Raw genomic sequence first — 25181 nt, forward strand, 5'->3', positions numbered from 1 at the left:
AAGCCCATTCTTGCACGTCTGCAACTTTATGGTACAAAGCACTATTGCACTGAGACAGTCGCTTAGCACCTTCTTGCGACATAGATAGGATTTTTTGAGCATTTATACGTGTTTCTTCACTCACTAAATACTTATGACTGGAGTACAAGCCCACATAAAGCAAACCTTGCAAGACAGTAAATGCAGTTGAACTAACGGATTTTTCACTCATTACTTTGACATACCTAAAGCAAACACATTAATTTTTGGTGTGGGCCTGATCCAATTGCTCAGTCAATTCCATCCCTAGATTACGATATAATTTTCTAAACCCTACAGGCATACGCTTAGCCATATCAGAAACCTTGCAATAAAATGGCGCTCTCATCCCATGGTATTCTATTTTTGGTCCAATTTGCTGGAGAGAAAATCCAAGCAGGCTCAGCTTTTTAGCTAGCGCTGGTTCCATCATGACAAAAATATGATCGATATTATTCATTCGACAAATATTACCTGCCGATAAATACAAACCAACAGCAATTAATGGAAAGGTGCGCATCTCTTTTTCTGTAAATCGATTAACATCAATGCCGGTATCTGTTGCTAAACCTTGATATTTATCGTGTTTTCTTCGTCGAAATCTTGGGTTCACCGCCAAACGAGAGACTTCACCCAATTGATCACGTGGAAAGTCGCTAGGCTTAATATCACACTGCTCTAATAATTCTTTGCAATGAAGCTCAATCGGCAGTAAATCCGATTCATCTTTTGAATGCACTATACGCACAGTACCAGCGCAGTCTTGGCTTGAAGTATGCTGAATAAGGCAGTGGTAAGCGTGATGATCCATCTCGTCTTTTTCTGTCTTATCAGTCACCAAAGGGAGGTAATTCATTTCTTCACAATACACTAAATGACGAAGCTGCTGGCTCACCACTAACTCGTCATTATCTTGGACAGCAACTGGGGCTAAGTATTGATTAAAATGTTGTGATAATTGATCCGATTTATAAGCTACGACAAGGTGTTTAAAAGGCTCAACTAAAGGTTTCATAAAGGCGTGACGAGCTGCTTTTTTTACCCATTTAATCGTCATCGTTACTTACAACCTATTCTTATCGTCTTAATTAGAGAGTTATTATAAAAGAATATATCACACCATATGAATAAGACTCACTTCGATTTGCTGAGTTGTATAAGAAAGAGAGATATAAAAGGCTTATTCAAGTAACGACTTACTTTTGGGATTGCTTTTGGGAGAGAGTTACCATTCTTGCCTTTGACTAAACTTCTAGCTTAGGTTCGCTTTTTGATCTAATTGCTCATAAGACAATTGACGACACACATCTAATAATTGCTTATTCATTCGCTGATCATACAGGGCTAACATCCTGAAATTTGAGGATAAATCCATTTGCTCTCCTAAGCATTCAACACTTTATCAAAACAGCCATTTTAAAATACACTCAACACTTTCATGCTCACCTTAATAAATATGTCTAACACTTAGTTATATATTTTTTGCAATACGTGCCATATGGTAAACATTGACATACTCACCAAACCTAAAGGCATAGTCTTTTGACTCACCTTCGATTTCAAAACCAAATTTTTGATACAAGTTAATCCCGCGCTCATTATCAACAAACACGGTGAGTTCCAACCGTCTTAAATTGAGCCATTTGTCTGATAAATCGATTATTGCTGCTAACAGAGCACTACCGACACCTTTTCCCTGAACATTATCCTTAACCCCCATACCAAAAGAGCCAACGTGTCGACGTCTTGGGTTAGTACATACCTCAAAACCTAAAGCGCCGACAATGACACCATCTAATAAGGCCACATACACATAAACATTGTCTGGTAGATTTGAAGTACGCTTTTCCCATAACGCCAGTGAAGGATGAGGAAGCTGCAGTGTTTCTTTATAGGCATTCTCACACTCATAGATTTCTTTTATTGCCCTAGCATCCGAAGGCTCAGCCCTTCTTATTTTAACGTCCATATTTGAAATTCCATTTAAATGTATAAAGTTTAATCAGTCACCTGTTCCCGATTTAAATCAAGACAGTATTTCGAAAGGATAAACATTCCTTTTCTAAAAATTCACAAAAAAATTAACATGCTTATCTTATAAATGACCTTATTAATGACCTTAATAAGGACCTTTTGTTGTGGGGCTCTAAACGTAGCGAGGAACAAGCGAAGTAAAACCGTTCCAACACAGCAGGAGCCGACAGCAACTGATTGTTATATTTCACTATACTCAGATCTAATTAACCCAAAGCATTTAAGATCGTGAAACTGATTTTTCCAGTAACCACTTTGACGCCTTAGACCTTCTTCTTTGAAACCCACTTTTAAAAGGAGCGACTCAGAAGCAGAGTTACCTGGAACAGTATCTCCTTGAATACGATTAAGGAACCTGCGAATAAGTCCTCCCGCCTCAGCGTGTGGATAAAAGCAACTAGATTTATGGCGAGGGGCGCAACTTAATAGTTATTCTATTGATAAGGTCCTCAACCTAAAGATAGGGCTTTTAGACCACGCCCTTCGGGTCTTTGAAGAATACCTAAGCGGCATTTCAGAAAAAATGTCACTCTTCGTTGTCCCTTCTTGAAAGGTACCTACAATGACTTTCTATTAATAAACGCAAAGTGACGCTTTGTTTGACACTTTTTCCCTATCTACCTTAAAAGAGTAGACTGAGAAGAGGTGACTTATTCGCAGGTTCCTGAAGCTTACCGCAAGATAATTCGCCTATAAATGCAGCTTTCACTATTCGATGAACAGCTTCAGTGGTAAATCCGTTACCCCAATACTTGGGTAATAAATCATAACCAAGTGTGGCATTTTTCATTTTAGGACTCCAAGTATTAAAGCCACACGTACCTATAAATTCATTTGTTTCTTTTAAACGGATAGCCCAACGAATACGAGAGCTACCTTTAAAGCGAGCGTTAAAGAATGCTATTAAGTTAATCGCTTGTGACAGCTCAGTGAAAGCGTCCAAATCATAATATTCGACAACTGAATTGTCCGAGAATAACTCAAATAAGCTAGTTGAGTCGTCTTTAGATAATGCATCTAACTTTAAGCGATTTGTCTCTAAAACGGGAAATGACAAGCTGAATCCTCCTTGAAGTATTACGCCGCGATAAAGAGCGCAATTGGCACGCCCTATGAGCATGCCTGTCCTATTTAAATGTTTACTATGAGCATGCCTGTCCTATTTAAATGTTTATTCTCATTAAGCTTACCTTTGACTGTAACGCTCGTAGAAAGCGAGGAACTTATTGCCATCGCGTTTACTACGATTTTTAAATTTTTTGAGTAATAAATTCACGCTAATTTTGAAGCCACATACTCGCCAACTGATTTGCAGAATCAATTACTGCCCCTTGATTTATATTTATACCTATATCAACTTTCTGTGCATAAGCTGATAGAGCCATAGACAAGAAAGCATTGTAAGTTGAACTTCCCTCATTAACGTAGACATATCTGTAACCCGAACATTCTGAAGATAATAAGATCACCAGTTTGTTTTCCAATACAAAGTCATCAACCCTATCACCTTGTATAACGATTCGCTCTATACCTAAATTGCTGCATTGAACCACACCAGCGTAAACATTAGTGCTTAACGCAAACAAAGCTGCCAAAAAAATTATTGCTCTTTTCAATTTACTATCCTCTATGATTCTTTTAAATCTAACACCGCAATATGGGGCGTATTAAAGCTTGTCAAAAATGAGCGAAGAATGATCGTCAGTCAAGCTTTAGACACCCAATTTATAACTACCTTATTATGTAGCCAAATTTACATGCCCAAATTTACATGCCTGTCCTATTTAATACCTTTTTATAAGGTGCTTAGCTTCGTAATGTTGCTTTAATTCTGTTTGGGTTCTCTATACAAGAAAATACATCCATAATTGACTTACAAACAAAATCTGAAGCAATTAAAGCCTCTATACTAGTCCCTTCATCCTGTAATACTGAAATACCTAATATGCAATCTTTGAGAACGATACGATCATTAAAGCCATTCCCAACACAAATAGTTTGCTCTTGACCTAAAGAAGTAAGCACATCTAATTTACTATTAAACTCTTTTGAATTAGATAGGTTAACAATCCTGCAATTTACACCTTTTAATTCTTGTTCTGCGGTTTCATATGTATCAGCAGTTACAACAACAAAATTCAATAATTTAGACAGTTTATTAATTCTATCTGCAACACCTTCTATTAACTCACCATCGACTGCAATTGTCCCATTAAAATCCAAGATAACATTTTCAATTTTAACATTACCTTTTCCTGGTATATTCAATAACAAAATGAAAGCTCCATTCTAAAAACACTTTATATTGCCCTGTTAATGGGCCGAATCAAGTGGGCTAGAATAAGCGACGAAAGAGCAAAAGCCAACTTTATTTTGCCCTTGATAATAGCTTGTTAGCTAACCTAAATTAAGGTGATCTTTTTATTAAGATCTTTTTATTAAGACAGGCATTTTAAAAGTGTCGAGAAACACAGTGATAGTAAGGACTTATCTAGAAAAGAGTTGAAGACTTAATAGAGATTTACAGTTAACTAAACCAGTGTTTTTTATCAAGACACCCATTCTTGTTTTTTATCAAAACACCCATTCTAAAAGAGAACAAACAGTGTTTTTTATCAAGACACCCATTCTTGTTTTTTATCAAAACACCCATTCTAAAAGAGAACAAACAGAACATCACCTGAATACCATTCTCTTCGTACTTTTTAATGCTTTATGATTGATAAACACAGAGCTTTCTAAAATTAATGGCTAACTGCAAAATGTTCTATGAAGATTTTCATATTTTAGATAACAGAATTCCTCGCGATCACGATATGATAGGTTTTATAAATTCGAACGTTTGGAAATAGACTAAGTCTTAAGAAAGAAGTCGCTTACAAGCGGCTAATCCCGATCGTCGTTGTAATTCAGTGTGTTCGCAATACTCAGCTAAATAAGCTTCTGAACCAACAGCTGTTTTAAAGTGTTTCTCAAAGCCAGTTGTGACTTCTATCCATTGCTCTGGTGTGAGGTTAATTCGCTGAAGTATTGGAGCGAGTGAGATATCAATATTCCCTCTCTTACCTTCCTTAATAACTCTTCCAGTAAGATCAATCAACTCTAGATAATCTGTGAGTTTGAAAGGCAAACCTTCTGGCTGATCTTCTCTCTCATAGCCAATAAAGGGAAATAAAGTTTTGGGTTGAGTTTGATTCGCTTTGGCAACTTCAATCCGAGTTTTGATACTTGTATGCTTTGAGGTTTCTGGCGTTACTTCCATCTTTGCACGAACGGGGTTTAAGTCGACGTAAGCCATGCATGAAACTAAAGCAGCCTCGTCTAGCAAAGCCTGGGACTTAAACCGCCCTTCCCAGAATCTGCCGGTGCATTTATCCTCGTTGTTTGCCATTCTAGCAATCGGTTCATTAAGCTCTCGCATAAACCAACTTATGTCACAAAGACGCTCACGGTACTTCTCACAACTCTCATACACAGATGCAAGCTCAAACTCTGCCATCACACTGTTTTCTAAATACTTTTCTGTGAACTGGGTACCTTTATGCAGACTATGCCAACGTTCAAGTACTTGTTTCACATCCCAATTTAGCGCCTCATCTTCATTCACATGAAGTACGAGGTGTGTGTGATTGCTCATTACTGCATAAGCACAGACATCTATCGCAAAGACAGCAGCTAGAGACAATACTTTATCTTCTATCCAGCCTCGTCTGTGTTCATAGCTTTGACCTGTTAACTCATCTTGGCCACAGAGAAAAGCACGTCTCACACAACGGGAAACACAGTGATAATAAGGTGTATCTTGAAGACTAACTAAAGATTTACGTGGTTTAGGCATATTAGATTCCTCATCCTTGAGTGAATCCAATAAAGCTAGATCATGGTTAAATAACAATCAAATTAGAGTGGGTGTCTTATTAGTGATGTTAACTCATCTTGGCCACAGAGAAAAGCACGTCTAACACAACGGGAAACACAGTGATAATAAGGTGTATCTTGAAGACTAACTAAAGATTTACGTGGTTTAGGCATATTAAATCCCTCATCCTTGAGTGAATTCAATAAAACTAGATGATGGTTAAATAACAGTCAAATTAGAGTGGGTGTCTTGATAAAATATTATGGTTAAATAACAGTCAAATTAGAGTGGGTGTCTCGATAAAATACTCAATTAGGGACTTGCGTGGTTTAGGCATATTAAATCCCTCATCCTTGAGTGAATTCAATAAAACTAGATGATGGTTAAATAACAGTCAAATTAGAGTGGGTGTCTCGATAAAATATGATCAAGACACCCATTCTAAAAGAGAACAAACAGAACATCACCTGAATACCATTCTCTTCGTACTTTTTAATGCTTTATGATTGATAAACACAGAGCTTTCTAAAAATTAATGGCTAACTGAAAAGTGTTCTATGAAGATTTTCATATTTTAGATAACAGAATTCCTCGCGATCACGATATGATAGGTTTTATAAAGTCGAACTTCTGGGAATAGGCTAAGTCTTAAGAAAGAAGTCGCTTACAAGCCGCTAATCCCGATCGTCGTTGCAACTGCGTATGTTCACAATACTCAGCTAAATAAGCTTCTGAACCAACAGCTGCTTTAAAGTGCTTTTCAAAACCAGTGCTCACTTCTAACCATTGCTCTGAGGTAAGATTGATACGTTGAAGAATGGGGGCTAGCGATATATCCAATGAACCTCTTTTATCTTCCCTAACCACTCTTCCAGTTAGATCAATCAATTCTAGATAATCTGCTAGTTTGAAAGGCAAACCTTCTGGCTGATCTTCCCTTTCATAGCCAATAAAGGGAAATAAAGTTTTGGGTTGAGTTTGATTCGCTTTGGCAACTTCAATCCGAGTTTTGATACTTGTATGCTTTGAGGTTTCTGGTGTTACTTCCATCTTGGCACGAACGGGGTTTAAGTCGACGTAAGCCATGCATGAAATTAAAGCAGCCTCGTCTAGCAAAGCCTGGGATTTAAACCGCCCTCCCACAAATTTTTAGGGAAAAGATTTGAATGCCTTTAGGCAGCCCGAAGGGTGAGCACCATGGATGGATGCGAATAAAATCTGCCGGTGCATTTATCCTCGTTGTTTGCCATTCTAGCGATGGGTTCATTAAGCTCTCGCATAAACCAACTTATGTCACAAAGACGGTCACGGTACTTCTCACAACTCTCATAGACAGATGCAAGCTCAAACTCTGCCATCACTTTGTTTTCTAAATACTTTTCTGTGAGCTGGGTACCTTTATGCAGACTATGCCAACGTTCAAGTACTTGTTTCACATCCCAATTTAGCGCCTCACCTTCATTCACATGAAGTACGAGGTGTGTATGATTGCTCATTACTGCATAAGCACAGACATCTATCGCAAAGACAGCAGCTAGAGACAATACTTTATCTTCTATCCAGCCTCGTCTGTGTTCATAGCTTTGACCTGTTAACTCATCTTGGCCACAGAGAAAAGCACGTCTCACACAACGGGAAACACAGTGATAATAAGGTGTATCTTGAAGACTAACTAAAGATTTACGTGGTTTAGGCATATTAGATTCCTCATCCTTGAGTGAATCCAATAAAGCTAGATCATGGTTAAATAACAATCAAATTAGAGTGGGTGTCCTATCAGTGAGTACCCCAATACTTGGGTAATAAATCATAACCAAGTGTGGCATTTTTCATTTTAGGACTCCAAGTATTAAAGCCACACGTACCTATAAATTCATTTGTTTCTTTTAAACGGATAGCCCAACGAATACCAGAGCTCTCTTTAAAGCGAGCGTTAAAGAATGCTATTAAGTTAATCGCTTGTGACAGCTCAGTGAATGCGTTCAAATCATAATATTCGACAACTGAATTGTCCGAGAACAACTCAAATAAGCTAGTTGAGTCGTCTTTAGATAATGCATCTAACTTTAAGCGATTTGTCTCTAAAACGGGAAATGACAAGCTGAATCCTCCTTGAAGTAATACGCCGCGATAAAGGGCGCAATTGGCATGCCCTATGAGCATGCCTGCCCTATTTAAATGTTATGTGTTTACTACGATTGTTAAGTTTTTTGAGTAATAAATTCACGCTAATTTTGAAGCCACATACTCGCCAACTGATTTGCAGAATCAATTACTGCCCCTTGATTTATATTTATACCTATATCAACTTTCTGTGCATAAGCTGATAGAGCCATAGACAAGAAGGCATTGTAGGTTGAACTTCCCTCATTAACGTAGACATATCTGTAACCCGAACATTCTGAAGATAATAAGATCACCAGTTTGTTTTCCAATACAAAGTCATCAACCCTATCACCTTGTATAACGATTCGCTCTATACCTAAATTGCTGCATTGAACCACACCAGCGTAAACATTAGTGCTTAACGCAAACAAAGCTGCCAAAAAAATTATTGCTCTTTTCAATTTACTATCCTCTATGATTCTTTTAAATCTAACACCGCAATATGGGGCGTATTAAAGCTTGTCAAAAATGAGCGAAGAATGATCGTCAGTCAAGCTTTAGACACCCAATTTATAACTACCTTATTATGTAGCCAAATTTACATGCCTGTCCTATTTAATATTAATTATAAAAAATAGTGGAATGTAAACTACGATAGCTAGCAGTGCTAACTTTAGTTGTATATTAGCTTGCGTAACTTCAATATCTGGAAGCAAAAAACCAATAGTTTTTGCATGACTCAAAAATACAACTGTATCGCTAAAATTAGCCTTTATCGACGCTGGTAATAAGATTGCAAAATATATAAGCATATAAGTGAAGAAGTAGAATCCTATATTGAATAGAATTTCACGATTTCTTTGAGTTCTAGAAATTCTTTCTACGGGTCTAGATTTTGGAGAATCGACGACCGTAAGCGAGGGAAAGAATTTAACATTGTTTCGTAGTACCTCAAATAACACTGCCACTATAAGTCCATTTATAATTCCTGAAAGACTAACAGCCTCCTTCATAAATTCCATTAAAACAACTGCTTATTTAGGTAATAATTGACTCATAACATCTATGGACACACCGCTTTTTGCAAGCAAAAATTTCTTCTGACAAATAAGGTTTTGCAGCCATCTATTCGGATTTTAAATGAGCTCTTTAACCTCTATCCTTTATGAATTTCGCTGACTTGGTTCTAATCATTTTAACGTTTTCTAAAGAAACGATATTAGTCCCAGAGCATCCAAGTAACTGAACAAGCTGTGTTGTCATCAATATTTTATACTTAGCAAAACTGAGTATCTCAATTATTAAAAAGCAGTTAATTTGCTAACTTAACTACGCTTTATATTCTCTATTTTTCGATCAAATTGAGGTGGGTGTCCCGTTTAAATTGTTCTCTATTTTTCGATCAAATTGAGGTGGGTGTCCCGTTTAAATTGTGTTCGGATTTAATAGGTTTCTCTTTAAATACGACTTCTTTTAGCCCCTCCACTTCTGAAGGGTCAAAAAAACCACTTGTAGTTACTTTCATAATAGATCCATTAACTAATGAATCATTTTGTTTGGGAGATCCCGCCCCAGATAAAGGTAACCAATTAGTAGTTTCTCGGTCCTTTCTTTTACTTACTGCAAATGCTTTACTGCCAATACAGTCTTCTATAGCTAATGCATATAAAAGGTTACTACCCCTATCGTAAGCAAATTTAAATTGATGAATTTTAACGCCAACAGCCATAACTATTTTCGGTATATAAACAAGCTGCCCCTTACTTATAACCATTAGCATCTCACCTTTATCTTTAAAAGGCATTTCGACATTAACTTGGAAATAACGCGTACAGTCTGCTCCTCCATTTATTAAAAAACTCTTCTCATTTATAGATTTTTGACCATGCGAAGAAGCTACCTCTAAATATTCTTCTAATGTAGCTCCTTTTTCTTTATGACTAGATACAACCTGATTTTCCACTGCAGAGATTATTTCTAATTCTCCAGTCTCTTGGTTTAAAGATTCAATTTCTTGAAGTGTTTTGTCTTTAACTCCAAAATTTAGCGATAGTTCTGGGTGGTGTTCTTCATCCGACCCTACTACTTTTGAAACCATGGTATTTTGACAATCAATGGATAAAATACTTTTGGATGAAATTTGAATGTAAAACTCAATCGCTCTTCCAGGCTTCCCCCACTCCTCAGGATTCAGGTCTCTAACAACATAAATATCAATGTTTTTAGCCTTAGCATATATTTCTGCACCAGACTGGTAACCTGACGTTGTGAAAATAACTCCTTTAGAAGCACCCAAATCTTCCATGCTGGCGTACATGTTTTCTACTTGTTGGCGCTTGACCTTGTTTTTCCAGTGTTTGCACTCAATCAATGTGGAGTATTTATAGGGACCTTTCGAATGTGTTACATGGACATCGATTTGCCGAGGGGCACCAGATAGACCTGTAAGAGTCACATCCCTTTCTACAATGACACCTTCACCTTCATGAATTTCTTTTACAAATTCTTCGAAGCCTCCCCAGTCTGAGACTACATCTTTTAAGTTTGTACTCATTATTTAATTCTCTAACCCAACATTATTATCGTAATTGTACGCAGTAAAGACGCATAATTTTAATAATGCGCACGCTCGATTTGTCCGACTTATCCACCGGACTCAAAACGTCACATCTTTGAAGAAAGGCGACTTATCAACTAAAAAACTTCCTGGCTAAACGCGCATGCGCGTTATTTCGATTCCTATTTTTGCTTGTAGGTCACGGTTATTTTCGTGCCCTACTCATAACTAATTGATTCTACATATTTTAAAAATGGGCACAATGACAAAGCGTGCCAACTATCACTAGATTCAAGAATTGAGGTGGGGTTCTCGATAAAACGCCATTTAAAGTAGACACAACAACTACTAATTAACTCATCAAGACTGACTAAGAAGCCAGTCTTGATGTCGCTAAATAAAGGTTAACGAATAGCAATACGCTGGATGACAGGAAATGAACCTGGATTATCTGTTTGAGGGAAAGAGTGGCAAATATCATCTCGGATAGAGAAATATACTTCCTTATTTGCTGCTTTCGCAGCCAAAAGCACACTCAATGCACCTTGAGTGTCATATGAAGGTAACATGGCATACGCACCTGTTTGATCACAATTTGCAGGGTTTTCAGCTTCACCTATCGGCTTAAACCCAATACTGTGATCTGGATATCCAGCAAACACATAATCAATATCTGCACTAGTAAAAACAGCTTGTGCATGTAGAGCTGGCGATACAACTAAAGCTAAAGCAAGTATTTTAAGGCTTTTCACTATCTATTCCTTTTATAGTTTAGGGAGTTCTAATGCGATCTGGCCACACTAGTTCAGTTATATTAATTCAGTTTAAAACCCAATATAAAGCATTAATATCAATTAATTAGCTTTTGGTTCAAACCAACCTCACACCTCCCGCCTACTCAAAAACATCTCCGCACTCGCCTCTCCTGCACTATCATCCTCAAGCGCTATCACCTGTGCTTTGGCAAACACATTGGGCAAGGTATTGTTCATAAAAAATAACCCTGACTGTATCTTCCCCTGATAAAACGCCTGCTCCTCTGACTCAAGGCTGCTCTCTGCCTTTTTTGGCCCAAGGCTGTCTTCTGGCTCAAGGCTGCCTTTTGGCTCAGGGCTGTCTTTGAGCTCAGGGCTGTCCATCTCTAACAAAGCCCGCTTGGCCACCATCATGCTATCGAGCAGTAACCAACCTAAGGTCACTTCCGCCATCATTTCTAAGAAACGGGTCGATACGGCAAAGATGCGTTCCATTTTTTGCTGTCGTATCCAGCTGCCCATGAGTTTGTGGGTATCCACTAGGCAGTTTAATGCATCTTCCAGTCGCTTGGCTTGTGGTGCAAAAGCTGAGAAAGTGGCTTCATCGCTTTTAGCTGTGGTTAAGAAGCTCATGATTTCTTCTTGGTAAAGGGCTAACAGTTTCGAGTTTCTCCCCATGGCGAGCTTATCTCTAAATAGGTCGGCAGATTGCACAAAGTTAGTGCCTTCCCAGAGTGACATCACTTTGATATCTCTAGCATATTGCTCCACGGGATTATCTGAGATGTAACCATGGCCGCCATAAACTTGAATCGAGGTTTCGGCTACGTGAAAGGCCTGGTCTGAGGTGTAAGCTTTGACGATGGGTGTGAGTAGATTCACCAGAGATTGATGGCGGTAAGCTTGAGCCTCAATTTTCTCCTTATCTTCTGCTGTGGGGCTTTGCTCAAACTGCTCTGGGTTTGCCAGCCTGATATTGAGGTTCATCAATTGGGATTGATGCATGCAAAGCTTTAAGATTAGAGCACGACAGCCTTCTACCTTGCTCTTCATCTCCAACAACATGCGCTTTACATCTATGTGTTCGATAATGGCAACCCGCTGAGCTCTGGGGTTAAAGGCTTCTTTAAAGCTAGTGCCTTGAATGCGATTGCCCGCGTATTCTGCGGCATTTAGATAAGCACTAGATGCCATGCCTAAAGCATAAATGCCGGTGGCGATACGGGCCAAGTTCATCATGGTCATAAGTTGTTTTAGGCCGACATTTTCCCTTTCGCCCAAGAGATAGCCGTAGCAAGGCGCTGCTTGCCCAAAGCTAATTTGCGCCGTGGCACAGCCATGTAACCCCATCTTTTGCTCTAACCTGACACAACGCACGCCGTTGTCTAAACGAGAGTCTATAAAAGAGCCTAAACGAGAGTCTCTCTCTTCATGATTAGGAGTCGTCGCCTCTTTCGCCTCACCTTCAAGCTCATACCTTGGCACCACAAAACAAGACAAGCCCACTGTGCCCTTTTTCGCCCCTTCCACTCTAGCAAGGACGATATAAGCAATGTTGTCGTTTAAATCATGCATGCCCGCAGAGATGAAGATCTTCTCCCCTTCGATACGATACAAACCATTGTCTTGTTTGACGGCCTTGGTACGAATATTACCCACATCTGAGCCAGCATCAGGCTCTGTCATACAAAGACAAGCCGCAAAATCATTCTTGGCTAAAGGCTCGCAGAATCGTGATTTAAGCTGATCGTCGCCAAACTTGTCGATTAAATACAAGGCGGGGCTGGCAAAGCCTGAATAAATCATAAAGGCGGGATTCGCCCCCATGAAGATTTCGTTAATACTTTGAGAAATAAGATAAGGCGCACCTAGGCCATCGTATTCTAACGGGGAGCCTAATCGCCCCCAACCCGCCTCTTTGTAGCTTTGCCAAAGTTGTTCAAAGCCAGGTGGCAAGATAACCTTACCAGCACCCTCTTCCTGCTCACCAGCTTCATAAGAAAGCTTCGCCCCTTGGCGGTCACTGACCTGATATAAAGGCCCCATTTCTTGATAGGCAAAATCTTTGGCGTGCGTGATTAAATATTGGCAGAAAGCTTGGTCAAATTCAGGATAAATCTGGCTATCTAGCACTGTGTCTTGGGCGCGAAACTGCTCCCACAGTAAAAACATCTGGTCTCTTAAATCTACTCGAAAGGCATTCGTTTCTTTTGCTGACTTATCTAGTTTGCGTGTCGCGTCCATTGTTATTTCCTTTTTCTTATTCTTTTGAGATATTTTTTGTCCAATTGGCGATTAACAGGCGATTAACAGACCATTAATTAACAAGTGATTAAACGTCCCATTTAAACACCGCCCGTAAGGTATTTTCATTGGGGTTCAAGCCATATTCGCAGTCACTGCAACCTTGGTAGGTTTCAAACTGAAAACGACTGGTGAGGTTGGCATTCCAAGATTTGAGCAATTCCAATCGATGCAATTGGCTGTCATCATCCAAGTTGAGTTGCACACTTTGTCGGTATTGCCAAAGCCCATCAGATAAGGGGCTGGAATACATAAAATAAAGGTAGTTTTGCCGAAGTTGGGCGAAGTTCAAGCTATCTAACGCAGAGCCCATGTAGGCATAATCCGCGCTCAAGCCTAAACCAGAGTTGATATTAGTAAAGGCCGTATCACTATTGGATGAGATGTAATCCCACTCCCCGTCATTAAATCCGTGCTCGCTATGAAGATATTCAAGCCGAAAGTTAGCACCCGACTCTGTGGTATAAGCAGCGCCCAACAACACCTGTTGCCAAGCACTTTGTGTGCTTTCATCAAAGCCTGTTCCGTTATAGTCTGCCAGCAAGCTGCTATCCGCTTGATTTCTTTGGTGCTGTAAACTCCACTGGGCACGCAAGGTCATGGCATCGGTTAATAATCGGCTCACACTCAGGGCGTAATTAAGGGATTGGCCCGGTAACTTATGCAAGATAAGCTCTGCATCGGCGCCACCTTGATAACCTAACCTCAACACATATTGCTGATTGGCTCTGTAGCTAACCTTAGTAAGATCATCATCTTCAAGCTCGGCCACTAAGGCCTGATAAAACCAATCTCCCTGATTGCGGCTCAAGCTTGCCATCATCCAACCTTCTTGCTGTAAAAGCTCATCTTGATCCGAATAAGGCTGATCCCGATAAGGCCTTAACAAGTTAGTGAGATTCCAATTAAAACCATTACTCCATTCTGTTTTGATACGCCCTGCTTGTGCCTGCCATTGATAGTCTTTTGAATACCAGTTGAGATACGCCTCAAGTGCTTTTAGCTCATCGCTATCCGTTCTTTCATCACTTGAAGCAAACAGATCTTGCACCTCATATTGCGCCAAGAGACGAGTGCGGGCACTCAATCCAACAAGGCTATCTTCTAGGTTCAACTTAGCCCCATAATCTAAGGCGTTTAGCTGCTTATCCTCATTAAATTGAGTCAAGTTGGGGTTAAATGCATGATCTTGGTTGATATCATTCAACTGAAGATAGGTCATGGCTGAGACACTTTGGGTGAGCACAGAGTATTCAGAAGGCTTAGCTTCCTCTTTAGCTAAAGATTGAGAAGCGTCACTCCCGCTAGCAAAAGGATCAGTAGGCGCATTAGAGCTTGCAAAAGGATCAGCAGGTGCCTCTGCATACGCTAAACCAGACAAAGTCAAGCAAGACACGGCCACGACAAGGTCCATTAAGGACAAATTCACACCAGCACGTTTACCTTGAACCAGCTTACTCATAGGTTCACTATCGCTTCTTTACTAAAGCGCGCATCGGGCAAGTCAGTGGCACGATAGTTATCAAACAGCATCCAAGTGTAGCTGCCTTCAATTAGCGGGTCCGTTAGCAACATCTTGTGTATTTTAAGCTCGCCATTAAAGTCTTTAAACGCCTTGTAATCAGCGGTTTTTAGCAACTTGCCTGAGCGTGCATAATACTCACTTCGAATTGGTTTATAAGGGGCCTTTTCTTCTAACCAAAAGACGACTTTTTGATAGCTGACCGACTTATTTTTAGCGGTTAAAATCAGCTTAATTTGACCTTGGGGTTGATCACTTTCTTCAGTAGAAAGCGCGGCATCATAATCAAGCGCAAGGTTAGAACCTGTCACATCCCCATTACTGGTTTCACCCAACAAACGCTGCGCAGGTGAGATACGAATGACCTTGCGAGTCCCCGGAATATAAAGCCACATATCATTATCTTGCTTGAGCAAAACACGGCCTTTTTGTCTTGCAGGAGACTCAAAAGTCACCAGAGATTTCACCGCTTTCACATCCACACTGAGCTGGTTTGTGCGCGCATCTCGACCTGCTTTATAACTCACATTGGTAATATCAAAACTAAAACCAGCATTATCAAGGCCACGAAAAGCATCAATTTTCTCTACTAATATGTCTGCCGTGATAGAAGATTGCGCTTGGCTCACACCAGTTATAAAACAAGCTAGAAAGGCGATTCCGCTTGAGATCAGAAGACGCCTATTAAAAGCGGCTCTTAAAAAATCACTTAACAACACTCTTAAAAAATCATTAAAAAACATACTGCTATCCTCTAGAGAAATTTACGCGGAGCGCATGGCTTGGTTAATCAACAAACGAGAGGCTTTAAAAGCGGGATAAATACTCGCAAGCACAGCCACCAGCACACCGGTTAAGGCGGTCTGCCACACCACAGTCCATTCCACAAAAATACGGATGGGATAGCTTTGGCTACTACCTGGTGGTGTCGGCATGATGAACTCTGCCAAGGTAATACTATTGGCCATAAAAATGCCAAGTAGCACCCCTAACGTACTGCCGAAAAGCCCTAGATAACTGGCTTCGGTGAGAAACAACATCATGACTTCGTGACGAGTGGCTCCTAACGCACGGATAGAGCCAATCTCAGGTGTTCGCTCCATCACGGCCATCATCATGGTATTGGCGATACTTAAAGCGGCGATAAAGAGCACAATGATTTTTAGAAAACCGAAGACGCCATCAAATAAATTCACCACTTCATGGTAATAATCAGCAAGCTGAGACCAAGAGCGCATTTCAAGGGTGAGCCCTTCTTGTTCGAACAATTGGCTTAACTTATCCATTACGATTTGAGTTTGCGCCGTGTCTTTTAGTAGCACAACTAAGCGACTGACCCCTTGAGTAAATTGCAGGTCTTGAGCGTGGCTTAAATTAATACGCAATAGTCGATTATCCACTTCACGGGTGCCGGTATTGATCGCCCCGACAATTTGCACATCTACCGCATTCACAGCGCCATCCGCCGTTGAGGCTAATAAGGTAAGGTAATCGCCAATATTGGCATTTAAAGCGTTATAAAGGCCTTGGCCCACGAGTGCACCGGCTTGATCTTCTGGGAACAAATCCTCCCCTTCAATCAAGGTGATGGCCGAGCTTAAAAGCGCTTCTTTATCTGGATCTATGCCATTACCCACCACAGCGACCGACTGATTGCCGTTAGTGATCAGGCCAGAAAAGTCCAATCTTGGGGTTAATAGCTCAACTTCAGCCAGACCTGACACCAAATTAGAGACTTGCTGTACTTGTTCTTGGGTTAACAAATACTGCTCTGGCTCAATATGGCCATATTGATTGAAGCCTGCTTGGTAGATTTGTAAGTGGCCTAGTTGTGAGCGAATCATATTCTCGCGCATACCTTCGTACATGGAGGCCACAAAGCCACCAAAGAGAATCAAGCTCACGACACCAATCTGAATAGATAACAAGGTAATCAGGCTACGACGACGGTTTCTCAGTACATTTAACAGTGCGATTTTATAGCGAAAAAAGTTAATGGATAACATGCCTTAAACCTCCTCTAGCCTTTTAGTTGCAAGGGCTGACCACTTAGATTGCGACACTGGGCCTGATGTTGAATCTGAGGCTGAATCAGCGCCTTCAGCCGTATTTGAAAGTGCCTGCCAGAGTGATTTCGCACTTTCTAACTGAGCATTTTTATAAAAAGATAAGGCCAAATAATAATCAATAAATTCAATAAATAATTTATCTTGTTTTTTGAATGACGATTTTTTAGCCGATTCAGTAGCCAATTTAGAATCCTGACCTTGTCTTTCTCCCTGCCCACGTAAAAGAACATTTTTGAGTAGAGATAGGTCTTCAACCGCAAAGCTCGCTCGGTTTAAAAAAGCCGGCATATTGGCATAACTGAGCCCTCTCAAAAGTCTGACACCTAGATGGTTTGGGGCTTTTTTCACCGCTCTATCCATATAGCGCATGCCTTTGCGCGATAAGAGATTCATCTGCCCAAGATCCGCTTGATAGAAGATGGATTGATAGCTTAGCGCGCTACCCATGGCCGCCATCAATTCATAATCTTGTTTGCCTTGCTCTGCACTTAGCTCACTGGCACGGGTTAACCCTTGGGTAATAGCTTCAAGCTTGGCTAAGGTTTGGTTTTTATCCGAAGAAAAGAGAGTCAATCTTAATAAAAGCTGCTGCTTTATTTCTTCTTGGGTCAGCCCTTGCTTTGAGCTTTCTTTTTCATTTAGTAGCTTTAACAAGGCTTCTTGCTCAGCTTGATCAGCCCCTATGGCGCTGGGTAATTGATAATCAGCCAGTACATAAGCCTGCTTAGATTCGACCTGATTAATGCTTGTTTGAGAAGAAGCTTGAGCATCCGCTTTAGTCACCTCAAGGGTCGCATCGTCAGAGCAAGCCGTAAGCAATCCCGCTGTCGCAACGGCAAAGCCAACCGTTAGCACTTTAGAGCGCTTTTTAAAGCATAAAAACTGTTGATAAAGCCTCATGCCGCTACCCTCTGTTTATCTTGCAAGATACAGCCATCCCTAAGCTCAATCACACGAGATGCTTGCTCCAACACATAGTCATGGTGAGTGGCAAAAATAAAAGTGATGCCTTGGCGATTAAGCTGCTTCATCAGGGCCATAATGCTTTGGGCATTTTCTGAATCCAGGTTCGCTGTTGGCTCATCCGCTAGGATAATATCTGGCTCTGTAACCAAGGCTCGCGCGATTGCCACCCTTTGCATTTGCCCGCCAGAGAGTTGATTGGGTTTGTGGTTAACAAAGTCCGCCAACCCTACTCTTTCTAATGCGGCTAGGGCCTTAGCTTTATTCTCTTTATGACTAGAAGCCCCCGCCGCTTTGCCCCCCGTTCTTAATGACAGTGGATATTGCACATTCTCAAGGGCAGTGAGCACAGGCAAGAGATTGAAAGACTGGAAGATAAAGCCGATATGATCGCGGCGCACATGGGATTTTTGTCTGTCACTCATAGGCCCAAGTGCTTTGCCAGCAATGGCGATTTCACCCTCGTCCACTTCATCCATCGCGCCAATGAGGTTTAGCAAGGTGCTTTTACCGCTACCACTGGCGCCTTTTAGTACCAAGAACTCGCCTTTATTTACCTGCAAATCGATTTGCTTTAAGGCGCAGACTCGGTTTTGGCCTAAGGTAAAATAGCGCGACACCTTGGCTAAATTAACCAGCTTCATGCTGCGCCTCGCTCACTGCCTAAAATGGACATAAAGTGAGCTTCCATCTTGCTAAAATGCTCAAGATCACTGGCTTTTTTCTCAGGAATCGCTTGATAAAGCTCTAGGTAAGATTGAATTTTGTCACTGTCATTCACGTCAGACTTCATCAAGTAAGCCTGTGCCATAGACAGATAAAATTGAGATTTCATTTCATCAGGCAGGTATTGCCCTTGTCGCTTAAGCAGATCCTTAAACCAGACTTCATCGTCAAACACCTGATCAAATAAAGGGTTAATTTCGCCAATATTGGCAAAGGTAGCGAGACGAATCAGTCGCACACTTAAATCATTAGGCGCATCACTGACCGCTTGGCTAATGCCAGTTAACGCACTATTTAGCTTATAAAGCTTATAAATACCCATAGATGGGTCGAACATGGCACCTGCTTCTTTTGCCCTATTGGCGTTGTACCAAGCCATAGCAAGGGCATCTGTTGGCGCTAGCCTAACCGCCTGCTCTAAATAATCCGCCGCAAGCTCAATGTCATTATGCAGGCTATATTGGCTACCCAGCTCAACTAAAATATCCAAATCATCGGGTTCAGATTTTAGGGTTTGCTTAAGGGCGGAAAGGTTAATTTGATCTTGCTTATTATAAGCTTGCTTAGGAAAATCAATGGGGGCAGCTCCCATAAACCAAGCCACCACATTGCCAATAATGAAACTGGTTAATACAAAACTCAGCACTTTTTTCATCTTATGTCCCTATTCGTTTTAATCGATTTTTCATCAGGTTATGAATACTTTTTTTACAATCGACCTAAAAGCGTGAGATACAAGCAAGAAGCATGGCGCCACATTACTTCTTGCCTAGTCACGCCTAAATCGATTGTTTATAAGGGGTTAAGCAAAGTTATCTGACGCTTCGAGTAACTGAGCATCCATATCACGCAAGGTGGTAAATTCGTCAAAAATAAGCGCCTCTGGATCACTGACATCCGTATAGATCTGCTCACAAATCAAAATCACTTCGACAACATTTAAAGAATCCACCCCTAATTCACCTAAAGGGGTATCCGCATCAATCGCATCCTTGTTTAACATTTCTGCAACTTGTTTTTGTAATTCAACTAATTGGCTTTTGTCTGACATTTTATTTCCTTTTTATTCTTATTTAGCTTAATAATTCTGACTAACAACTTGTCCTTACAAAGGACTTAAGGAGCCTGCGAATAAGTCCTCCCGCCTCAGCGTGTGGATAAAAGCAACTAGATTTATGGCGAGGGGCGCAACTTAATAGTTACTCTATTGATAAGATCCTCAACCTAAATATAGGGCTTTTAGACCACGCCCTTTGGGTCTTTCAGAAAAAATGCCACTCTACGTTGTCCCTTTTTGAAAGGTACCTACATTACGTCAAAGTGACGCCTTGTTTGACACTTTTTCTGATAAGACTGAGAAGAGGTGACTTAATCTCAGGTTCCTTAACCTATTTAAATTTAATGATTTAATCTTTGTACCTTGGGTGACACCTCCTTGTTAATTTGAGCCTAGAGAGCAATTTAAATGACGACTCAAATGATCCAACGTCAGGGATTGCATACAAAACGCATCCACTTGTTTCTGCTGCTCAGTGTGTTTAATTAATTTGGCTGACAAAGGGGGAGCTATGTTAAATAACCTCTGGGTGACAGGCTTATAACCATGCATCATCAACCTTTGCATAGCATCATAAAGACTCACTAGGCTGTCATCCTCATGACTGAAATAACGACTCATTTCATAAGCACCAAGAGAAGGTAACGCCTGCTCATAGTTGTTAAAATAAGCCTGATTCGAACTTAACGCCTGTCTGATCACATCCGTACTTAAACAGATAAAGTTCACCTTTTGACCTAACCGATCGGCCAGCAACCTTTCTTGCTGCCACAGGTTAGGCAGACGCACACTCAGCGCCAACCAAAGCTCAAAACTTGGCACCGTATATTCACTGCTCCTTTCATCCTGCTTGCCATTAAACGCGAGCATTTGGGTTTGATACTCTTGCCTTAGGGCCAACTGGGTATGGCGCTGAGCTTTAAAAGCCCCCCTTATACGTCGCCTTAATAAAGGCTTTAACAAAGCCTTATGCTGCTTTATTGCCTTTAAGGCGGTCTTATCCCAGCCCTGATTCTGCTCAGCTACAGACCCTAAATAAGATTGAGACCCACCTATGCCCAGAGCCCTTAACCCTTCATAGCTCACATAACTCACTTGGCGCTCTTGATGGCCTTCTTGATCATCTTCACTCTCTTTAGCCACTTGCCCTGCAAACTCTTCAAGTACTTGAGAGTCACTCGTCTGCTTAGCTGGGTGCAATAAGTGTTCAAACATGAGTAATTGACGTTTTTGTGTCACCGGCTCATTTAATAAGCGTGATAACAAGGGCATGGCCATAAACCCATTAAAGTCAGTTTCCTTTAGCGCATTAACAGCAAGCTGTTCAGCCTTATCTAGCCCAACCGTTAAATCGGATTGATACTCAAGCGTCTGTTGAGCAGGCAAACCTGCCAGCTTTTCCCATAAATTGAGCGTTTTATGGGCCAGACACTTGGCTTTGACACACGATCCTTGTAAGTCCGTTTCGGCTTGTTGCGCTGTTTGTTTTTGAAGGCTGTTTTTAGAAGTCTTTCCCAAAGTGATTTGCCATATTTGACTCTCACCATTGGCAAGTTGGCGCACCCCTTTAACCAAGGTAAGCGGCGGCACAATATAAGACAGGGTCATCAACTGACCAATGGCATTCACCTCTAACGCAGCCCCAGACATAAAGCTATCCAGTGACGCACTCACCGCAAAACGGGTCTCATCTGCTTGATAGAACAAACGATAACTCGAAAAGCCGGAACATGTGATAAGGCACTCAGCCTGATCATCCTTATTCGCCAACTTATCCCTTAAACTATCATGGGCCTCTTTAGAGGAAGATGACCCCTTAGTGAGGGGCAGAATGAGGGCATAATCACCCAAAACCTTTTGATTAAAATCAAATTTCCACGCTTGAAAAGCAGCGCTTAATAAGGCCTGTATAGCAACATCACCGGTTAATCCTAGACTTTGTTTGAGGCTATCAAGGTTTGTAATATGCCCATAAAGAGCAAATTTTGTATGATCTAATATCATGCAGATACTCCTTTTTTAGGGATGTTTTTTGGACTGTTTTTAGGGCTGTTGTTTGGGATGTGTTCTGACGCCAATGCTGACGCGTTTTTTTGCCCCTCAAACTGACTAACCAGCCTGTCCTTTTTGCTCGCTTGAGCTCCAAACACTTCTTGTTCAAGGCTTATTGCAGACACTTGATCCAACCAATTAGGCAGCAATTGACAGGCAGCGGGTAAGATACGAATGTGATTGAGCTTAGGCACCTTAATTAAGGTTCGAGACAGGCTAGGCTGAATATGCCAATGAAAAATAGTCTCCATTAACTGTGGGTGAATAACCTCATCCTCCTCACCCACCAGCAAGATCACAGGCACGCTAATCTTATTAAACGCCCTAGGGTAAGCATTAATGTCGCAAGACAGCATCAAGTTATAGCTGTAATCCAGTACCCTTCCTTCGAGCTTGGCCATACGTTCGCTAGCAGGAAAACGCAATATGGCCTTATGGCGCATAAAAGGCAGCAATTTTGCAGCCCAAAAGGCTTTCATATTAAGAATGGGAGCATGCTGTAAAGCGGCTTCTGGTGCCGGCTCAATCGGCTTAGCTTGACGAAAGTAAGTCAGCTTATATTGCCAAACAGAAGAAGGCTGCGGGTAACGTACTGTCTCTAACGGGCCATTTATTGCGGGAGAGACAATGGACACCCCTTTTATTGCATCACAGCCATATTTATCAATATAACGCAGACACACCACAGCACCAGCAGAATGACCGCCAATGACGATGTCACACCCTCTATTTTTTTGCTTAAGATGCACTATCATGTCAGCCAAATCATCTTCTAGCTGACCCACATAATCAAGATCACCAGGTTTGCCTTCGGACTCACCATGACCACGCCAATTCAGCAAACAAGCCTGATAGCCTTTTGCACATAATGCCTTAGCAAGGTTGGCATAACGACGGGCGTTATAAGTACTGCCATGCAAGAAAATACAACAGGCTTTCGCCCCCTTTTCAGGGGCGAAGTCATCATAAGCAAGACGAATACCATCGCGAGCTAAAAATGTCTGCTTTTGCATTAACATAGGCTCGCCTTTGCAGAATGAGCCTGTGCCTGACTTTCTAGATCAGCACCTTTAATTTCCCTTTTAACCCGAGTTTCAGGCATTTTTCCAAACAGGACCTTATGGGCGGCTTTTCGATCAGGCACTTCAGGATCCACAATGGGCATCGCCATAATATTTTCATCAGTTTGACGACAAAACTGCAGAAAATAAGGCACAGTAAAGGGCATATGAATGTATTCTTGCTTTTCATTCCAGAGTGCATTTGCTTGCCTTTTCAGCAGCCCCAACTCACTGTCAGACAAATCAGATTGACCTAGCATCAAGGTCACTTCGCCTGAGGCAAACGAGGATTCCTCTATTTTGACTTGTAGAGGGATACCGTTAAGTTCCAGATCGCTTTTTTCGATTAGCTTCTGGATTAACTTAGCTTCTAAAGCCTCTAGCAAAGGCGGCAAGTCTGCCCGTGTGACACTGTCTTTTGGTAGAATTTCCGCTAGGTTTAAGCACTCTTGCACCAAACTACGTTGCGCAAATTTTGGTAAATTCAGGCGACTGCCTGTGATTTGCAAATAGATGCTAGCCCATAACTTGGTATGCAGGTCGATACGACGACCATCCTTCCCCTTGTCTCCCATCTCAAACACAAAGTAGCGATACACTTCAGCACCGGATTCAAAAAAGCCAAGCAAGTTACGGTCAAAGTAACGACCTTCTTGCTCCATAATCACCGCTGTTTCTAAAATCTGACGGTTAAGCTTTTTCTCCAACGCTAAATAACCACGACGTAAATGACTTTTAGACTCCCACCTTTCAAGGTCGATAAAGTTATCCGCCATATAATCCCATGCGGTTTCAAGGAAGTAAGTCGCCGTGATATAAGCCAAAATAGGCGAGCATAATTCACCACAATCCAACACTGGGGTGACATTATTCACATGACTGAATATTCTTTGATAAAACTCATGGGCCTGTTGATTTTGAATCGGCACTTTTTTCGCCAATTGCCAATTGGCTTCACTCTCATCCTCTAGGGCAAAGTCTTCAACAATGGCCTCACTAATACCATCGTTAAAGAGCGAAATCATATCGCCGCCAAAGCTAAATAAAGGGTCTAAAAACATGGCCGCAAAGCCAGTGGTCGCCCACCTGTGCTCACTCATGTACTTCTCACCTCGATAGGCCAGTTGCCCCCAAGCTTCAAAGTCTTCCATTTGCGCATTTTCCAGCAAATCAGCAAGGCCCTTATGGCTGTTCAAAAAGGCAATAAAGTCTTCTTTTTTAACCGGGCGATTCTTCATTCTGTCCTTGTCACAATCCACCCCAATACTGGTAAAGCCGCCACTTAAAGGAATCACCCAGATCCAATAGCCTTCTCCAGTAAAGTGAATGGTCGACAAGAAACGTCCATTCACCTTACGACGCCATTCTTTTGGCCCAAGTGCATCAATATCTTTAATATTGCTAAAACGTGCCCAAGTTGAGGCGTTTTTAGGCACATCACGTCTATGATGCAACTTGTACTTTTTCGCAATCAATCCCGCTTTACCACTGGCATCTACCAGCCAACGACCACTGACCGTTTGCCCCATGGGATCTATGCTTTCCCCTAACGCAGGACAGTCAAACTGAACCAAATGAGGTTCTCGGCCTTCACTTTCATCTATTTCAAGGTCTTTTACCCTTGCCCCTAACAGAATATCAATGCCCATCTCACGGTTCATGGCAACCAGATCTTCTTCAAGCCTTGCTCTGTCTAACTGGAAGGCAGGGTGCGGTGGGATATTGGAGGTGCCATGCTCACTCATTTCATGCAAGCTAAGATCATGATTTTCTGAGTCAAACAAGAAACGTAAACCATTTTTAGGCAGGTGATTACGATACAAATAATTCGCCAAGCCAAGACGGTGCATAAAGTAATGCCCTGTCATTTCAACCGTGGCTTCCCCCACCTTTGCTTTATATTCCGTTGCCGCATCAAGCTGCAAAATGGCAAGGTTAGGCTGTTTCATTTTCAATTGACGCGCCAGGGTCAACCCGGCCCAACCAGCACCAATAATGACCACATCGTAACTTGGTTTAACCTTGGTCATTAGGTTTGCTTGAGTAAAGGCTGGACCTGCTTTTACCTGCTCAGTAAAACTAGACATTCCGTTCATCT

The 25181-nt window shown here is 41.3% G+C and carries 23 protein-coding genes and 1 pseudogene; all 24 read right to left on the reverse strand.

From position 1 onward, the window contains the following. On the reverse strand, positions 1-211 hold a 211-nt coding region (locus tag MED121_RS21030), incomplete at its 3' end, for a hypothetical protein (protein WP_009836083.1). A gap of 27 nt (positions 212-238) precedes the next feature. Beyond that, positions 239-1075 carry a PEP-CTERM/exosortase system-associated acyltransferase gene (locus tag MED121_RS21035; RefSeq protein WP_009836082.1) on the reverse strand — a complete coding sequence of 279 codons (837 nt, stop codon included), beginning with the start codon at positions 1073-1075 and terminating at the stop codon, positions 239-241. Between the two features lie 195 nt (positions 1076-1270). Beyond that, a complete protein-coding gene (locus MED121_RS24765) occupies positions 1271-1393 on the reverse strand; it encodes a hypothetical protein (RefSeq protein ID WP_278043835.1) in 123 nt (40 codons plus the stop codon). A 96-nt stretch (positions 1394-1489) separates the two neighbouring features. Further along, positions 1490-1987 (reverse strand): GNAT family N-acetyltransferase, encoded by a 498-nt coding sequence (locus tag MED121_RS21040; RefSeq protein WP_009836080.1) that lies wholly within the window; start codon positions 1985-1987, stop codon positions 1490-1492. 687 nt (positions 1988-2674) lie between these two features. Further along, on the reverse strand, positions 2675-3109 hold the full coding sequence (locus tag MED121_RS21045) for a GNAT family N-acetyltransferase (RefSeq protein WP_242603235.1): 435 nt from the start codon (positions 3107-3109) through the stop codon (positions 2675-2677). Between the two features lie 220 nt (positions 3110-3329). Next, complete coding sequence (locus MED121_RS21050; protein WP_009836073.1) at positions 3330-3668, reverse strand: hypothetical protein; 339 nt, start codon at positions 3666-3668, stop codon at positions 3330-3332. Positions 3669-3858: 190 nt separating this feature from the next. Next, positions 3859-4326 (reverse strand): HAD family hydrolase, encoded by a 468-nt coding sequence (locus MED121_RS21055; protein ID WP_009836078.1) that lies wholly within the window; start codon positions 4324-4326, stop codon positions 3859-3861. Positions 4327-4912: 586 nt separating this feature from the next. Then, positions 4913-5890 carry a transposase gene (locus MED121_RS21060; protein WP_036181470.1) on the reverse strand — a complete coding sequence of 326 codons (978 nt, stop codon included), beginning with the start codon at positions 5888-5890 and terminating at the stop codon, positions 4913-4915. A 669-nt stretch (positions 5891-6559) separates the two neighbouring features. Beyond that, positions 6560-7608: pseudogene (locus MED121_RS21065) on the reverse strand (transposase). Positions 7609-7687: 79 nt separating this feature from the next. Then, on the reverse strand, positions 7688-8011 hold the full coding sequence (locus tag MED121_RS21070; protein WP_242603236.1) for a GNAT family N-acetyltransferase: 324 nt from the start codon (positions 8009-8011) through the stop codon (positions 7688-7690). Between the two features lie 128 nt (positions 8012-8139). Further along, the gene (locus MED121_RS21075; RefSeq protein WP_009836073.1) at positions 8140-8478 is read right to left on the reverse strand and encodes a hypothetical protein; all 339 of its coding nucleotides are present in this window, start codon (positions 8476-8478) and stop codon (positions 8140-8142) included. A gap of 941 nt (positions 8479-9419) precedes the next feature. Next, positions 9420-10571, reverse strand: coding sequence for a restriction endonuclease (locus tag MED121_RS21085; protein ID WP_009836071.1), 1152 nt, complete (start codon positions 10569-10571; stop codon positions 9420-9422). Between the two features lie 407 nt (positions 10572-10978). Then, positions 10979-11326: a hypothetical protein gene (locus MED121_RS21090; RefSeq protein WP_009836070.1), complete on the reverse strand. Its 348-nt coding sequence runs from the start codon at positions 11324-11326 to the stop codon at positions 10979-10981. A 129-nt stretch (positions 11327-11455) separates the two neighbouring features. Beyond that, positions 11456-13573, reverse strand: coding sequence for an acyl-CoA dehydrogenase (locus MED121_RS21095; protein ID WP_009836069.1), 2118 nt, complete (start codon positions 13571-13573; stop codon positions 11456-11458). An 88-nt stretch (positions 13574-13661) separates the two neighbouring features. Next, on the reverse strand, positions 13662-15095 hold the full coding sequence (locus MED121_RS21100) for a hypothetical protein (protein ID WP_009836068.1): 1434 nt from the start codon (positions 15093-15095) through the stop codon (positions 13662-13664). Next, positions 15092-15898 (reverse strand): outer membrane lipoprotein-sorting protein, encoded by an 807-nt coding sequence (locus MED121_RS21105; protein ID WP_009836067.1) that lies wholly within the window; start codon positions 15896-15898, stop codon positions 15092-15094. Before MED121_RS21105 ends, MED121_RS21100 begins: the two co-directional genes overlap by 4 nt. Positions 15899-15919: 21 nt before the next feature. Beyond that, positions 15920-17161: an FtsX-like permease family protein gene (locus MED121_RS21110; RefSeq protein ID WP_009836066.1), complete on the reverse strand. Its 1242-nt coding sequence runs from the start codon at positions 17159-17161 to the stop codon at positions 15920-15922. Between the two features lie 3 nt (positions 17162-17164). Next, positions 17165-18124 carry a hypothetical protein gene (locus MED121_RS21115; RefSeq protein ID WP_009836065.1) on the reverse strand — a complete coding sequence of 320 codons (960 nt, stop codon included), beginning with the start codon at positions 18122-18124 and terminating at the stop codon, positions 17165-17167. Continuing rightward, positions 18121-18831 (reverse strand): ABC transporter ATP-binding protein, encoded by a 711-nt coding sequence (locus MED121_RS21120; RefSeq protein WP_009836064.1) that lies wholly within the window; start codon positions 18829-18831, stop codon positions 18121-18123. Before MED121_RS21120 ends, MED121_RS21115 begins: the two co-directional genes overlap by 4 nt. Next, positions 18828-19568, reverse strand: coding sequence for a hypothetical protein (locus MED121_RS21125; protein WP_009836063.1), 741 nt, complete (start codon positions 19566-19568; stop codon positions 18828-18830). Before MED121_RS21125 ends, MED121_RS21120 begins: the two co-directional genes overlap by 4 nt. A gap of 147 nt (positions 19569-19715) precedes the next feature. After that, positions 19716-19964 carry an acyl carrier protein gene (locus tag MED121_RS21130; protein ID WP_009836062.1) on the reverse strand — a complete coding sequence of 83 codons (249 nt, stop codon included), beginning with the start codon at positions 19962-19964 and terminating at the stop codon, positions 19716-19718. 387 nt (positions 19965-20351) lie between these two features. Beyond that, positions 20352-21974, reverse strand: a complete 1623-nt coding sequence (locus tag MED121_RS21135) for a hypothetical protein (protein ID WP_009836061.1) — start codon at positions 21972-21974, stop codon at positions 20352-20354. Further along, positions 21971-23041: an alpha/beta fold hydrolase gene (locus tag MED121_RS21140; RefSeq protein ID WP_009836060.1), complete on the reverse strand. Its 1071-nt coding sequence runs from the start codon at positions 23039-23041 to the stop codon at positions 21971-21973. Before MED121_RS21140 ends, MED121_RS21135 begins: the two co-directional genes overlap by 4 nt. Continuing rightward, on the reverse strand, positions 23035-25179 hold the full coding sequence (locus MED121_RS21145; RefSeq protein ID WP_116371686.1) for a tryptophan 7-halogenase: 2145 nt from the start codon (positions 25177-25179) through the stop codon (positions 23035-23037). Before MED121_RS21145 ends, MED121_RS21140 begins: the two co-directional genes overlap by 7 nt. Positions 25180-25181 lie beyond the last annotated feature (2 nt).

Source organism: Marinomonas sp. MED121, assembly GCF_000153025.1.
Classification (GTDB): domain Bacteria; phylum Pseudomonadota; class Gammaproteobacteria; order Pseudomonadales; family Marinomonadaceae; genus Marinomonas.